The following is a 14,546-nucleotide window of genomic DNA, read 5'->3' on the forward strand; positions in this document are numbered from 1 at the left end:
AGCAGCGTCGCAAATTTATGACACGGTTTTGGTTAAGCCTTTGGTCAACTCTATCCAGCTTTGCGGTTGTGGTTTGGCTCTTTCTCTGACGCCAAAAAAGGTCACCACCAATTCACCCTGTTTATCGTAAAACTCTACCGAAGTGACGCCAGCGCGTTGTACTACCCAGCCGTTATTGAAATTGGCATCGCGCAGATGCAGGTTGAACTCGGGATCGAGCACGTTATACCAATCGCCACTGGCGGCCACTTTTGTGATCTTGCCGCTAAAAATTTGGGTCAGTGCACCATTGCCCAGAAAGGCCATGATGCCTACCTGTTGCTGTGCGGCCTGGTCTAATAATTGGCGTACCGCGCTGCCATTGATTCTTTGCGCCACACCCTGGGGTGCCAGCCGCAAAGCTTGTTCCCGACTCAATTCAAAGTCTTGCAAGAGACGTTCAAATTGGTGGACATCGCTCATTTCTTTCCAGGCTAATTGAAATTCCTTGAGGTCGATCTGGCTGTCGTTCTTTTCTGGTTTCTTCGGGGTTTGGGCGACGATCTTGAGAGCGCCACTTTGCTGGCTGGCCGCAAAGTTTTTTTGCAATTGTTCAAACAAGACCACCCCAGCCTCATTTTTTAAATACACCTTGTGGATGGCGTTGCCGCTGACATCGAAAAATTGCAGGCTACGCGCCAGCGTGCCATCGCGTCCGGGCTGCACCACGGCAAACGCGTACTGCCATTTTTCTAGCGTAAAGCGCAAATCGATCTGGCCGCCCAGATAACCACCGGCCACGCTACGGATGCGCTGCGCGCGTTCCAGATCTTTTTCAGGATCACCGCTGAGTGCCTCCGGCTTCATTTTTGTGGCCACGCCAGTGCGTTCTAACACCCCATTTTCATTTCTGGTCAGTGCCATCACGGTGCCGAGATCGAGCGCTGCCTGCATGATTTTACTAGCCGCATCCGGGCCATCTTGTAAGCGCGTCACCGTTTTACCAATCTGGCTGGCCAGTAGCTCCGCTTCTGAAACGCCGAGCTTACTGGCAGCATCGCGTATCTGCATTTTTGGCTGCTCGGCGCGCAGGCTGGCCCAGCGCTCGCTCAGATCAGGGCTGGCGGCAAAACTGGTGCCGGCGAGGCTGGCGCAAATGAGCGTCAGGCAGAAAGTGTGTTTAAAGTGGTGCATAGGGTTCCTATTAAAAGTGAGCTGCTGCTTGTGACGATTGGTGATTTTGAGGGAAGCAAAATAGTCGCAGCGCCAACCTGCTGGGCGCTGCTTTTTTTTACGTTTTTTAAAGACGATTTGATCGAATTTTTAAAAATTAAGATTCAGACGCGCTGAGAAATTGCGGCCAGGCATACTCTGTCTTTCAATTTCGCTATGCGCTAAGACATTGGTATCGGCAGCCAGGCCGCGCACCGAGGCATAGTCCCAATATTTTTGATCGCTGAGGTTATAAATACCGAGGATGAGCTTGGCGTTTTTAGTGATATTCCAATACCCGCTCAGGTCCATTACGGTGCTTGCTGGCACCGCAAAATGCGCCAGCGTATCACCGCTGATGACATCGTCTTTAGCTTGTTTGCCATTCACCCTCACGGCACTCAGGCTAGCGCCAAAGCGCTGTGCCGCATCGTCATAGGCGATCGTCAAAGTTCCCTTGGCAGGTAAGGATGAAGCTAACTCACCGTGCTTGCCAGTGGTGGTATTTTCGGCCTTACCACGTGCCAGCCCGGCCGCCAAATTCAGACTAAAGCCAGCCAGCGATGGCGACCAGACGCCTAACTCGAAGCGGCTGCTCATTTCGCCGCCCCAGGTATGTACCCGGCCTATGTTCTCCGGGCGATACAGGCCATAGCTAATGGTCGGGTAGTGGATTGGGTCGATAGGCTGTGCCACGTATTCAATAAAATCGCGATACTGGGTATTAAATATGCTGGCATTAAATTGCACACCCTTGCTGATGGCACCGCGTACACCAAGCTCAAAGGCATCGCTCCTCTCTTTTTTCAAGGCCGGGTTACCCAACACCGCATAACCAGCACCGGCACCGGTATAACTAAACGAATCGTAGGTGCCGGTACGTTCGGCCGCGGTTGGCAATCTTGCCCCTTGCGCGTATTGGGCGTAGGCCTCGAAGCCCGTAAATAAGGTGACGTTCAAGCCCAAACTAGGCGTGATGGCGTGCGCACTATCTTCTTTGATTTCTTGCGCTGCCTGCGGCACGGCGATCACATAATTGGCCAAATTTTTCGGGCTCATGTTGCGATACTGAGCGCGTAGCGCCGGGCTCAAAGTGGCGCTGTAGCCCGCCAGATCAAAGCGAAAATCATCCGCTAAGCTAGCCGTCCATTGCGTCGTCGTGACATCCGCCATACGGTTCTTTTGCGTGATTTGATGCACGCCGCTGGCCGTGATCGTGCGATCATCGAGCCACGGACGGCTACTCTCGATTTGCTCAAAATTGAGACCGTAGCTGAGCTGATGTTGCGTGCCTATGCGCTTATCAGCATTCAAGACCAGACCCAAGCTATCGTTGATGTAACTGGTGCGAATATTTCTCGATGAGCTGATGCCGCGACTGATGTTTTGTGCGCGAGTGAGATCATCGACCCGCGCCTTCTGGCTGTATAGCAAAGTTTGCAGATGATCAAAGCCGATAAAATCTGGGCTGGATAATTGATGCGCCAGGCTAAGGCGACGGCGCTCGGTATGCGAATCTTGTTGCGCACCAGCCGGATAAGCCGGGCTCAGTTTATTGAGGAAACGTCTTTGATGATCGCTCTGAAAACTATCTAAAGTAAGCTCAAAATTATTCGCCGGATTGAGCGCCCACTGCAATTTAGCCAGCACGGCATCCGAGCTCCACTCATCCGGATTTTGCAGCACCGCCTCATAAGTTTGGCGCTGCTGACCTTTGCGATGTACGTACATAGCGAGCCCCTGCAAGGCGCCACTGCGCGCCGCGCCAGTGACGGCCTGCATCAGGCTGGTATCGCTAGAATTGTGATTGGCCGCGTAGCCAAAATAAGTGCTTTTGTCTGCGCTTAAAAAATCTTGCGGTGCTTTACTGCCTAGCGCCACACTGCCCGCCAAACCAGGCACTGCCTCACTACCTGCACTGCTACCCGAACTAAAACGCACTTGACGCAGAGTCTCGGGATCAAAATAATCACGCCCTACCCCAAAGCTGTTGAGACTATTCGCATCAGGCTTAGCGGCCGCATCCGGCATGGCAATGCCATCGAGCGCGATACTGACGCGATTACCCTCTACTCCACGAATATTAAAACCGGTGTTGCCGGCGCCGTCCCAGATATTCCCGCTACCACTGGCTGCACCGGGCACACTAATCAAGGATTCATAACGTGCCATGCCGGCCATATCGCCTGCATTACGGCGCTGTAAATCATCGCTATCTAAACGCACGTTGCGGCCGCCAGATTCCACCCGTTCTTTCTGAGCTTGCACCGTGATCTCGGGCAAATTAATACGCACGTCCGCTTTGCCAGTTTGCGCAGCCTTGGCGTCTCCCGCCACAGTTTCAGCCGTAGCGGCGGACTGCGCATGCACCAACACTGGCGCCAGCAAGGCCAGCGCCGCCAGCGCCGATGCCAGCACAGGCGTAACGTGTAGCGTAGAAATGGACGTGCGATTTAGACGAAAAGCGGTTGCACCAGAAACGCGGCTAGCAGAAACAAGCATAGGAAGTAAACTTGGAACAGAGCTAGAAACCGAGCTAGAACCTGAGCTAAAAACAGATTTTGAACCAACAGGAACAGATAAAGCAGAGAAAATCATAGAGCACCCAAAAATGTGGATGGCTGGCGCTCTGATGGGCAGGGGGAGAACTGCGCTTAGGCTTAGCTGGCTAAAAACGCAGTTTAATGCGAATGATTCGCATTTGCAAGATATTTATTTAAACAAGTCCCTCTTTGTTTTTCACTTGTGAGTTACTGGTACTTGATATGTCTATTTTCAACTTGAAGCTGTGCGATGGTCCAGATCCAGAAAAAAATAGCCACCTAGCCCAAGGCGCATATCCCACGCGGCCTGCAGGCCAGGCAGGCTGGAGACCCGCATGGAATATGCGGGCTGGCGGCATGCTGATTTTTATTTTTTCACATAGAGCGCGCCAGCTTGCGGATTTCACGTAGCGTTAAAAAGTTAGGTAGCAGGCGCCAGGCTGCCATGCCTAAAAACGCTAAGGCCAATAGTCCTAGGGCGCTTCCGCGTAATAACATGGGTAAGATAAAGGCGGCAAGCATAAAGGCGATCAGCATTTCGCGGCTGAACCAGCCGGTATTTTGCAAGCGGCGCTCGGCCAGTGTATCAACCAGGCCTAGCATTTTGACGGCACTGCGCTCACCTTTTAATGCCGTTTTTTTCATTTCCAGCCATGCCGGGTCGGCCTGACCGGCAGCACGGATTTGCGCTAGCAATTCAAAATAGCGATCCAGTGCGCTACGCAAATCGGCAGTGGCACTTGCTTCAAAAAAATTCGCATTGGCGGCGCTGCGTATCGCGTTGATCGCCATGCTCAGATCCTGCTTGAGGCCAGCAGTATTTTCTTGTTCGGCGTTTTTTTCGAAAGCATGGGCTTTTTGCTGGCGTTCTGCGACCCTACGTGCCTCTGGCAACAAGGCCTCCAGCACCAGCAAATGCGCGGTCTGCATGTCGGCGATCTGACCCAACTCTATCAGCCAGGGACAATACGCCATCAGACCGGCGTAGGCGACGATCAGGCGTTGCCGCAAGCGTTCTGACCATTGTGCATCGTAGGCCATCGCCAGGATTTGCGCGTGCATAGTGCGCAGCGCCGGCATCTGATGTTCGTCCAAACCGTACATTAATTTATCGACGTTGACGTATTCACCCGGCAAATGTTTTGGGCTCTTTTGCTTGAGCAGTTTCAAAGCCGTTTGCCATGCTTGCTCAAATTGGCTGCAGGCCTGCTGCCACTTTTGCACAATACTGGCAGTGGCCGCATTGCCCGCGTCTGCATACGCTTCCAGCACCTTATGCAGATACAAATCATGCAGCCATTGTGCGGCCTCGGCATCGTCCTTTAAGGCCTTATTGGCGTAAGCCAAAATCACCGGTAATTCTATCGATACGCCGCGCCATACCGGTGGAATACCGGGCGCCAGATGCAAGATCAATTGCAACAATTGCACATCGATAGAGAGGCGCTTTTCGTGCCGCAAAGCGAGCAGCACGCGTGTGGCATTTTGGTCTTTCTGGACATCGCGAAACCACGCCAGCAATTGACCATTGGCGATATCGCCTACCCCATCGGACCAGTTGCGCGCCAGGCCGACCGCCAATTGTTGCTGGGTATGGCAAACGTCTGCGCCCAGGTGGTAGGGTTCGCGAAAACCACCCAACATGGCATTTTCAACCGGATCGGGCAAACTAGTATCGCGCGCCAGCCAGCGCTGGATCTGCGCCGCGCCCCAGCGTGCCTGCGGATCACGCAACAGCAGGCCTCGCAATAATTTGCGCAGATAACTATCTTTGACCACGTTGATCTCAATCTCACGGGTGGTGAGTTGATGCAAAATCACGGCTTCGGATAAGCCGGCAAAAGGATGACGGCCGCTGGCCAATTCCAGCATGATCATGCCCAAGGCCCAAAAATCGGACTTGGCATCGATCACGCCGGACAAGCTTTCGGGAGAGGCGTACGGCAAGGTACGCGCCATACCAGTTAATTTTTGGGTGGCATCGAGCACCGACGAAATCCCAAAATCCGTCAACACCAAATCCAAAGGTTCTAGCGTGCGTATCAGAATATTTTCTGGCTTGAGATCGCGGTGTAAAAGACCGGCCGTATGCACGCTGGCTATCGCGCTGCTTAGCTCTTGCACTATCAGTGCCAGGCTTTCCGCTTCGAAATGCTGCGCCTGCGCCAGTTTGTCTTGCAGCAGTTGACGCAGCGAACCTTGCTCACAAAATTCCATCACTTCAAAGGCATAACCGTCCGACAAACCCGCCTCTAGCTGCAGTACTCTATGCTCTGCCGGGATGTTTGCCACACGGAGTTGCACCTCGGCTTTCACTTGTATGCCATGCCGGTAAATTTTGGCGATGCGTTGCGTATTACTTGCCAATTCCTGCACCAGCAATAATTCAGCCTCGGCACCTTGCGTGGGTAAAGGGCGCAAAATGCGATAGCGGTTTTTCAATGCCGAAGGCAATGACAGCAGGCTTAGCATTTGATCTAACTGCGTGCCCGCTGTTGCCGCTGATTCCCCTGCCGCTAGCAATAGTGGTCGATTACAGTACAGGCAAGTGTCGCTACCAGCTGGGTTAGTCTGGGCGCAATCTGCATAGGAACAGATTAATTCTGCATTCAGCTCTGCACTCAGCGGCAACACTGCGGCGACGCTCTGAGTGTGCGCAAGTGGAGCTATTGGCGCTAGTGGCAAAACGCTTGCGGCGCTTAGGCTAAGATCGACGCCGGTCAGCAGTGCGCCGCAAGCACAGCGCATCGTGTGCGCGGCATTTTCAGTTTCGCAACTAGGGCAGCGGCGTATATATTCTGGGCTAGCGCTCATACTTGCTTACTGTCTCCAACTGACTTTTTCGAAAGCCATGCCACGCTCGGTGCATAGCGCGTCCAACGCCTGCATATCGCCACGCGCCGGTATTCCTACATACCAGATGCGCTCGCCATCTATCATGGTCTGAATGCGCTTGTCCTGTGCATCTATCGGTGCATCAACATAGGCTTGCATACGGGCACGGCCTCGATCCGACATTAGCACCAGAGGTTGATTGGCAGAGCCGCGCCACGCCTGCGTCAGCGGCTGGGTTTCGATAAAAGGTTCAGGGATCAGGGCATCGAGTTGGTTTAGAATTTTTGCGTGCTTTTTTTGTAGCGTCGCCAACGGATAGCCGCTATAGCACAGCACATCAAAATCCAATTTCGCCTCACTACGCCAGTGCGCCAGTGCAGCCAGCAAGGCGCTCAAGGCGGCGGGCTGATCAAACGGTTCGCCGCCGGAGATCGTAACGCCGTCAAAGCCAGCCGCAGCGACCTGGCGACACCAGCTCAGTAATTGCGCCACCGTCATTTGTTTACTGGCATCATTGGCCCAGGTATCTTGCGAGACGCAGCCCTTGCAGGCGATGCGACAGCCTTGCAGCCAGATACCAATACGCCGCCCAGGGCCTAGTACTGTTACTGGAAAATGCGCCTTATTAATCGCAATTTTCATGCGGTTTGCAGGCTTAAGCTGATCACTTTGTCGGACTCGCTGACAGCGCTGATGATGACGCGCTGTTTGCCTTCCAGATCGTGCTCAAACAAAGCCCGTGATAAGGGGTTGATGAAGCAGGATTCGAGCTGATTACCGATGCCGCGTCCGCCATTGCTCAGGTCTTTGGTACAGCGCGCAAATAAATCATCGCGCACCGACGCCGGCATAGACAGGCTCACCTGCAATTCTTCCTGCACCCGACGCGCCACGTTACGCAGCATGCTATCAAAAATTTTCGCCGCGACCTCTAAGCTGATGAAGTTAAACACCACGATATTGTCGCCGATGCGGTTGAGCAATTCGGGGCGCGATAATTTGAATTTAAAATAATTTCCTATCGCCTCGCGCACCTTGAGCTCTACCGTATCGTAACTATCGCCGGGCTGCACATTTTGTATACGCTGACCATGTTGGTCTTCGACATAGATGCCTAGATTCGAAGTAAACACCAAAATAGTTTCTGAAAAATAGGCGGTATCACCGCGCCCATCGGTGAGGCGACCGTCCTCTAAAATCTGCAGAAATTTATCCAGTATGCGCGGATGGGCTTTTTCAATTTCATCAAACAAGACCACAGAAAAAGGCTTTTCGCGCACCGCGTTCGTGAGCTCACCGCCAGCATCAAAACCGACATAGCCGGGCGGCGCACCGAGTAAGCGAGCACCACTGTGCTCTTCGGCAAACTCGCTCATATCAAAGCGCAGATAGGCACGTTCATCACCGAAGATTAGTTGGGTCAAGGTCTTGGCCAGCTCGGTTTTACCGACCCCGGTGGGCCCGGCAAAAAACAAGACGCCACGCGGACGGCTACCGCCAGAGCGCGCCTGTGCACCGGTCAAGCCCATCACGGAACGCTTCAGAATATCGAGGGTCTTGACTACCGCAGGATGCTGGCCTTTGACCCGGTCTTCTATGAAATGATGCGCATCGCGAATTTTTTCGCGCAGATAATCCTTGCGCCAAGGGTTATCGAGGGCACCGACTTTATAACAGCGCACCGCATCGTCTATCATAGAGATGCCCAGTTGCTGGCGATCGGCCAGCTCTGTGATGTCCGACAAAGCAGTCAAAGACATGCCCTCGCTACCTTCGGTAAAGCTTTTTATAAACTGCGCGCGGGCATCATTGCCAGCCTCGGCATACCCGGCAAACAAAGGCGCCAACTGTTGTGCGGCAGCCTGGCGCGTTTCAAAATCAGGTTTCGCGATCAGCAAACTAGCGACCCGCTCGCTATCGAGCGTAAACCAGGACGGCAGATCTTGCGCACGATTGAGCAGCCACAGCACAGGATTAAACAACGGCACACCGCCATCCTTTGGCACTAGCGGCGCCGCACTCAGGGAATTTTTTTCGGCCGCGACAAAAAACCTATGCTCGGCTTCGCCCAATTGCTCGGCTTGGCGGCTAATGCGCGAGGCAAAATCGAGCACCAAAGCGCAGCGCGCTTCGCGTTCGCCACTGAGCTTCTTCATCAGTTTACTGAGCGACTCCAGGCTAATGATTTGACAACCGTCAGCCAGTTTTAAATCAAACAGGCGGGAGGCTAATTCACGCTGCACTGGTTCATCGGGATAGACCCTTAGACCGTCGCTGGGATCGTAGATCAGCAAAAATCGATAGTCCCTGGCTTTTAAGGATTCCCATAGAGCGCGTGCCAAAGGCACCAGCGCCATGCCTTGATTGAGCGGCATTAAAAAACTATCGCGGATGCTGCCGGAAATCACATAATGCGAACGGATAGGCAGCAGTCTGTGCAGGTCTTGCAGCCAGCGGGGTGTTGGTGCATTCATGGTAATTTTTTCGTGATGGGCTGACTACGTGCTGCTCGTTGTTGTTCGTCTTTAAATTCTGGTAATTTACGCGCATCGACCAATTGCACCGGTAACTCTCCGGCACCCAGACGGCGCGTCACCTGCATCTGCAAACCGCGGGCCTCTAAGGCCTTGAGCAAGGCTGGGAACTCGCTACACCAGCGGTCTTCGGCCAGATGGTCGCGCACACTGCGTTCGTTTTCACCTTCAGCGACGGCACGAATGACGTTGAAGTTGGCGTTTTTGGTAAGCGGATTAATCCGCATGCGCACCATGTAATTATCCCAGCCGGGCCGACGAAAATGCACGACCCCACCATCCACAAACAGCGTATTAGCGATTTCCTCAACCTGATAGCCCAGCTCTTTCAGGCTTTGCTGCAGGATCACGGCATTGGCCTGTTGGACCTGACGCTGCAAATCGGCATCGAGCAAGGCTTGTATCTGTACCCGCAACTCTGTCGCCAGAGAACTGGCGCGCACGCCGGGCAGACTTTGCTCCAATTCTCGCGCCAGAGCAGCGATCTGCTCTGGTATTTCGGCGAAATGCGCGATGCGCGCCATCAGGCGCGCCACTAAAGCCTGCGGCACGACCGCGGCACTCGCCGTGCGCAAATCAGCCTCTTTATTGTGTGCCAGCGCATCGGCGCGGCGCGCCGCTTCGGCCAATAATACCGGGCGCAATTGTTCTGACCAAGCCTGCAGACTGTGTACATACAGGGCGGTGGCTTGCTCGCTGGCTTGCTCCGTGTCTTGCTCCGTGTCTTGCTCCATGTCTTGCTCTAAGCCTTGTTGGCTGTTAGAGACTGGCGCTAAGGGACGGCTTGCGCCTACTTGGGCGGCATATCCTATGGTCTCTGCTAAGCTCATCAAGTGCGCAAAATCCTGCTCAGCCGCGAGCCGACGTTGCTGCAACTGGAGCTCACCGGTTTTCTGCGACGCGCTCTGCAAGCGCTGCTGCTGCTGACGATCATCGCGCTGCTCTGCGCGCAAGACTGCGGCAGCATCGTGCGCCTCGGCCACACGAAGCGCAGCCGTAATCGCGGCTGCAGACATTAGGGTAAGGAAAGGGTCAGCACTAAAGATGACGGTGGTGGGCCCGCTCATAGGGTATCAGCTTAATTTGTACAAGAATGCAATATAGCATGGCGAGGTAGGCGGGTGAACTGTAGATCAATAAAACCATACATTTTCAAAATCAAATGGCCCAAGGCGCATATCCTATGCGGCCTGCAGGCCAAACAGGCTGGAGACACGCATGGAATATGCGCGCTGGCGGTGGTATTAAAGATCAAGGACGGCGATATTGCTGCTCAATATAGTTTTTTAATCCTTGCATGCGCGCGATAACAATTTTTTTGAAGTAAAAGGCAGCGAGTCTTTCACTAAAAAATGGGAAGGTCCAAAATTTTAGCTTGATCGAATATCGAAATTTTGCCAGCGTAGAAGTGCTGCCATCCGCTCGAAAAACCCAACTGCCAGCAAAATTCTTTATAAAAAACGGTCCTTTGGTCATCTGTACTGCGGCGACCGACGGTGGATTCATTTGCATGAACTGTACATCCATGATGAGACCCGACTTAGCAAACACGCGCACTTCGGCTCCAGGCTTTACACTACTCATACCATTTAAGATCTCTATTTTTTCTGGAAATGGATCCCACTCATAACGAACATCATAATCTTGCGAGATTTGATAGACATCAGAAACCGGCGCGTGTATCAGTAAGCGATGTTCAACAATCACGCTGTCCGCCTCATTTCAATAAATTTTTTAGAGCCGATTCTAAATCCGGATAAGCGAAGCGAAAACCTTGTGCTTGCAGACGCCTTGGTATCACTCGCTGCCCTTCCAGTAACAGATCTGCTTGCTCGCCCAAAGCCAGGCGCATAGGCCACGCAGGCGTAGGCATGAAGCAAGGCCGACCTAAAATGCGGGCGGCGGTCTGGCTAAATTGTTTTTGCGTGAGAGATTCCGGGGCGCAGAAGTTATAGGCCCCGTCCTGCCTGGACTCAACATCGGCTTGCTGATCGATTGCACAAAGATGAGCAATGCCTCTGACTACATCGTCCACATGTATCCAAGATAAGCATTGGCTACCACGACCGAGCGCGCCACCGAGTCCCAACTTAATCGGCAGCAGCATCATAGGTAAAGCGCCCTGCTGCCCTAGCACCAGGCCAAAGCGCATGCACTTCACATGCACGCCATATTGCTGGGCGGCCTGCGCCGCAGCCTCCCATTCTTGACATAGTTGCGACATAAAAATGGGCTGTGGCGGGCTGTCTTCCGCCAATTCGCGCTGATCGTCGGGTTCTTGTATGCCGTAGTAGCCGATTGCCGAAGCCGATAGCAGCAGCCGTGGTTTTTGGTTGGCACGCGCTATCCATGCCACGATACTGTCGGTGAGTGCGACCCGGCTAAGACGCAACTCGGCCTTACGCTTTTCACTCCAGCGCCAGCCTAGGATGCGCGCACCTGCAAGATTGATGATGACATCAAGCGGATAGGCATCGGGCAGCTCGCCCATACTGCCAATGCAGCTCACTTTGGCATCAAACAGCCATGCCGCTTGTTTGGGATTACGACTGAGGACGGTGACGCGCTGTCCGTCCGCGATTAAGGCGCGCACCAGTTGCTGACCGATAAACCCGGTAGCACCGGTGACCAGTACGCTTGCTGATTGATGGTTAAAATGCAGAGTATTGAGCATAGAAGTTGCCTCGTTTGTTTGATCATTGTTGCGATCTTCTTGTTGATATAAACGCTGTGCCGCCAGCGCATCGCGGATTCCAGAAAGACCAACGCCCACACCACACAATGCCAGAAAAATAGTTAAGCCGCTCCAGTCTTGCGCTTGCAACATGCTCGTCTGCACCATCCAAACTGGCACATTGAGTATCAGCAGCATGATGAATGCGCCTCCGTTGATCGCCAATACAGTATGTGTAATGCGCTCGCTGGCGGGCAGTAATCGACTTCTATCCTCAATGACAAAATCCCATAATGTCAGCACGATCTCTAACGCAAAGATTAACAATAACAGTAAAGCCCAGAGGCCATGCCAGAGCCACCCAGCCAAACCGATAAACAGCAGGCTATAAATGAGTGCACGTACAGAATGAATGCTCAACTCCAGCCTAGCCGAACGGGGTTGCGGCAGCGCCTCAGTCAATTCGAACGCTAATTGAACCTACGGTGAAGGTTGCCGAAATGCGCCAAAGCACCGATCCAGATCACTAAGCTTTGCACTCTGCGGTTGAACAGACTGAAGCTAGCAAATTAGGAAGTGTAGGAGCACGGCGGGTCGGTCGCTTGAAAAAACCGATCCCATAATAAAAAACTGCCTGTAAGACCCACCATAACGGTGTCTTACAGGCAGAAAGTAGAACAGACTGGAGGTAGAAATTTTACTTAATACTTATTTGATGACTACTTGCATACTGGTGCCAAACTTGCGACCTAAAGAATCAATTACTGAGAGTGATGCGGTATAAGTACCCACTTTGGTGTAGGTATGTATCGCTAAGGCAGTGCTGGCAGTTGCTGTACCGTCGCCAAAATTCCACAGATAAGTCTTGATAGTGGCACCGGCAACCGAAGCGCCTCTGGCGTCAAACGTTACAGTCACATTTCTGGCATCAGCAGCTGGTGTTACTGGTTTAGGTGGCGTCACTGGCGGTGGTGTTACTGGAGCCGGTGGTGTCACTGTGGTTGGTGGAGGCGTAACTGGCGCACCATTCGACAAGGCGCTAGTACCAGTGATGCTGTACTGACCAAGGCTACCGTAGTTGCTGTAACCACTGACGGTGGCACTACCTTTACCGGCACCAGTGACACTTAAGAAATACATCCCTTGTGCAGGTAAGGCAAAACTGATGGTGCTACCCAGTGTGGCATCGGCATTCGCTGAGGCAAGTACCTTGCCTTTACTGTCTAGCAATTGCAATGCCACGTCCAGATTACCACCTAAATCAGCGCCTTTGACGGTAAAACTTGCAGTGCCAGCACCAGCGATAAAACTAAACATATCAACGTCACCTGGTGTCCCTATTACACCGCTAACGCTGAGATTGTTGTAACCGTTAGCTGATTTACTCAGCATTGCATCGGCAGTTGTGATGGTATTGCCATGATCGTCTGCTAAAGGTTTTAAACCTTGCTTAAGCATCACTGCATAGGCGTCTTCTTTGTTGTTGGCGTTGGCGTATTCGCCTTTTGACCATTGCGTCAGATTCTTGTAATAGCCAACACCCATGATAGGTGCCCAACCGGTTTCACCATCACCCTGCCCTTGATAATAGGCGACGGAAGTGGTGCCTTGATGCGACAGACCCAAGGTGTGACCCAACTCATGAGAAACGCACTCAGCAATCGGTTTCTCGCTATTGGCTAGGTTATTTGGGAAGCAGAAAGTACTGGCAGTTCCGGTAGAGAAAGCGCCGAAAGAATTCAAATATGCATAACCACCTGCAGTATGTGTTCTTGGTGTAATCAAGACAGTCATGCCGACTTTACCTGCAGGAGCGGCTGGTTTTTCGGTAGTGACGTCGACATCAAAAGGCGCATAATCTTCTACCACGCGCTGCCATACCTTTTGTATCAGGATGCGTTCCGCATCATTGTATGTAGCTGGTGTGGCATCGAGGCTAAACGCAGGATTGGCTGCATCACCGGTAAAATTGAGATAGAGAATACGGGTGGAATTTGGTTTGGTATGAAGCTTAAAGGTTTGATCCAGCGGGAATGGACTGGCGCTCGTGGCGGCTGCAGCAGTCGTCGCAGTAGTTGCTTGTTGCATGCTGCTGCCGGCAGCAGCGCCTGCTGGCACGGCGCTTTCCAGACCTGCATCGATATGCAATATGCGGCCCTTGCGATCCAAATGCACAGTGTCATCAGAGACCAATAAGTCGCGCATCGCATCGCTGCTCATCCCATACCATTTTGCAACTGCATCCAGATCATTGCCCAACAAGGCGATCGCTTTTTCACCGGACGAAAACTCTTTTAAATTAATGCGTGAGAAAGGCGCGCCTTCTGTGCTGCCCTCCGCACTATTTGGAACGAAGCTGGCTGGCAACTCCATCTGCGCCATCATCTCTTCACTCATACGCTTTGGCGCTGCCGTTGGCATGCTGAAGTTATGTGTATCTGGCGAAAATTGGGTATTGATTTTGGTCGCGTTATAGCTAGTTTGGCCTTGCGCTACTAATTCGACGGCAGGTCCAGACTGAGCCACAGCTTGCGCTGTTACAGGCGCAGACGAGGGCATTTTTTTACTGGTGACGCGATCAGCATTGCTGGCTTGTGCATCGATTTTTTCATCGACAGTGACACCTGCGTAGATGCTGAAACCGCCGACGATCATGACAGCGAGAGCGATGGCAGTTTTGAGGACTGGCTTTTGTGGAGTTTGCTTGTTCATTTTATTTCCTTTGTTATGGTGGATTTCAACAAAGGACATACGCGGTCGGAAAAACGT

Annotated in this window: 9 protein-coding genes; all 9 read right to left on the reverse strand. The window is 52.7% G+C overall.

Going from position 1 to position 14,546, the window contains the following annotated elements:
• Positions 1 to 15: 15 nt before the first annotated feature.
• Complete coding sequence (locus tag EJN92_RS02945; protein ID WP_126126457.1) at positions 16 to 1,173, reverse strand: hemin-degrading factor; 1,158 nt, start codon at positions 1,171 to 1,173, stop codon at positions 16 to 18.
• Between the two features lie 129 nt (positions 1,174 to 1,302).
• Positions 1,303 to 3,693, reverse strand: coding sequence for a TonB-dependent receptor domain-containing protein (locus EJN92_RS02950; protein WP_126126458.1), 2,391 nt, complete (start codon positions 3,691 to 3,693; stop codon positions 1,303 to 1,305).
• A gap of 416 nt (positions 3,694 to 4,109) precedes the next feature.
• On the reverse strand, positions 4,110 to 6,548 hold the full coding sequence (locus EJN92_RS02955) for a protein kinase domain-containing protein (protein ID WP_126126459.1): 2,439 nt from the start codon (positions 6,546 to 6,548) through the stop codon (positions 4,110 to 4,112).
• 6 nt (positions 6,549 to 6,554) lie between these two features.
• On the reverse strand, positions 6,555 to 7,211 hold the full coding sequence (locus tag EJN92_RS02960) for a 4Fe-4S single cluster domain-containing protein (RefSeq protein WP_126126460.1): 657 nt from the start codon (positions 7,209 to 7,211) through the stop codon (positions 6,555 to 6,557).
• Positions 7,208 to 9,043, reverse strand: coding sequence for an AAA family ATPase (locus EJN92_RS02965; protein WP_126126461.1), 1,836 nt, complete (start codon positions 9,041 to 9,043; stop codon positions 7,208 to 7,210). The genes EJN92_RS02960 and EJN92_RS02965 overlap by 4 nt, the downstream gene beginning before the upstream one ends.
• The gene (locus EJN92_RS02970; RefSeq protein WP_126126462.1) at positions 9,040 to 10,170 is read right to left on the reverse strand and encodes a hypothetical protein; all 1,131 of its coding nucleotides are present in this window, start codon (positions 10,168 to 10,170) and stop codon (positions 9,040 to 9,042) included. Before EJN92_RS02970 ends, EJN92_RS02965 begins: the two co-directional genes overlap by 4 nt.
• Positions 10,171 to 10,354: 184 nt before the next feature.
• A complete protein-coding gene (locus EJN92_RS02975; protein ID WP_126126463.1) occupies positions 10,355 to 10,810 on the reverse strand; it encodes an SRPBCC family protein in 456 nt (151 codons plus the stop codon).
• Positions 10,811 to 10,820: 10 nt separating this feature from the next.
• On the reverse strand, positions 10,821 to 12,197 hold the full coding sequence (locus EJN92_RS02980) for a TIGR01777 family oxidoreductase (protein ID WP_227869678.1): 1,377 nt from the start codon (positions 12,195 to 12,197) through the stop codon (positions 10,821 to 10,823).
• A gap of 288 nt (positions 12,198 to 12,485) precedes the next feature.
• On the reverse strand, positions 12,486 to 14,489 hold the full coding sequence (locus EJN92_RS02985) for a PKD domain-containing protein (protein WP_170174858.1): 2,004 nt from the start codon (positions 14,487 to 14,489) through the stop codon (positions 12,486 to 12,488).
• Positions 14,490 to 14,546 lie beyond the last annotated feature (57 nt).

Origin of the sequence: Undibacterium parvum (genome assembly GCF_003955735.1) — a bacterium.
Lineage (GTDB): Bacteria > Pseudomonadota > Gammaproteobacteria > Burkholderiales > Burkholderiaceae_D > Undibacterium > Undibacterium parvum.